At 37.3% G+C, this 918-nt stretch carries 1 pseudogene; it reads right to left on the bottom strand.

Annotated elements, in window-relative coordinates:
- Positions 1 to 120: 120 nt before the first annotated feature.
- Positions 121 to 918 (bottom strand): annotated as a pseudogene (locus EGI24_RS14600) (hypothetical protein); the annotation flags it as partial.

Raw genomic sequence — 918 nt, 5'->3', positions numbered from 1 at the left:
TAGACCATTTAACTGTACCTGAGCAGTTGGTAGCTGTCAAAGTGATTTCCTCATTTCCACAAATCTCAGTTTTGTTAGCAGAAATCACTGGTGCTACTGGTGATGGACTCGTTCCGATTGTTATCGTGTTTGAGTTTCCAGATGTTCCACAGCTTGTCGTACACGTTGCCGTGTAATCGTTCCTCCAACACAACCTGTTGCTGTAAGTGTCGCTTTATCAGTTCCACATACAGTCGTTTTGGTAGATGAAATTAATGGGGCTACTGGGGCTGGTAAAATACTAACTTCAATCGATTCAGTACTTACTTCACAAAGGTTCGATACTGAAGAATTACATACTGAAATTGGCAATTCTCTCACCGATTTACAAGAAGAAACTATATTATTCAAACTTTGACCTTCAATCAAACCGGAAATATTTGAATTATATGTAACAGCTACTATATTGTATGCCCCTGAAACTACATTGGTGAATGTAGGGCTGTCTTTAATTTGTAAAATAATTTTAGAAGAACTAGTTAGAAGATATTTTGTAATTATTCCAGAACCAGAACTGCCTCCTCTTGATATTAAGGTAATATTTCCTTCTTTGAAATCACAAGTAGTTTGACTAGACCCTGTTCCACAAGTCGCACTATATGTACCGTATGCACCTGATGACGTAACTAAAAATGTTACACTAGAACCTACCATGCCGTTAAACCATGTTACTGTAGAATTACAACCAACAGCTGTTAAAGTTATTGAAGAGCCTTGGCAAATTGGTTGGGTTGGGCCTTCAATTCTAAATAAACTATTGCTATTTGTAATGATTATCAAGTTTGATAAATTAGATGTTCCACAAGCTGTTTGACAGGTTGCTGTATAAGTACCTACTCCTACTTCTTTCGTTGTTCCAGTTCCTAATCCTGATGACCA

The organism is Lacihabitans sp. CS3-21, assembly GCF_024343675.1.
In the GTDB taxonomy this organism is placed as follows: domain Bacteria; phylum Bacteroidota; class Bacteroidia; order Cytophagales; family Spirosomataceae; genus Leadbetterella.
The sequence above is the reverse complement of the archived record's forward strand: the minus strand, read 5'-3'. Positions and strand labels throughout refer to the sequence as shown.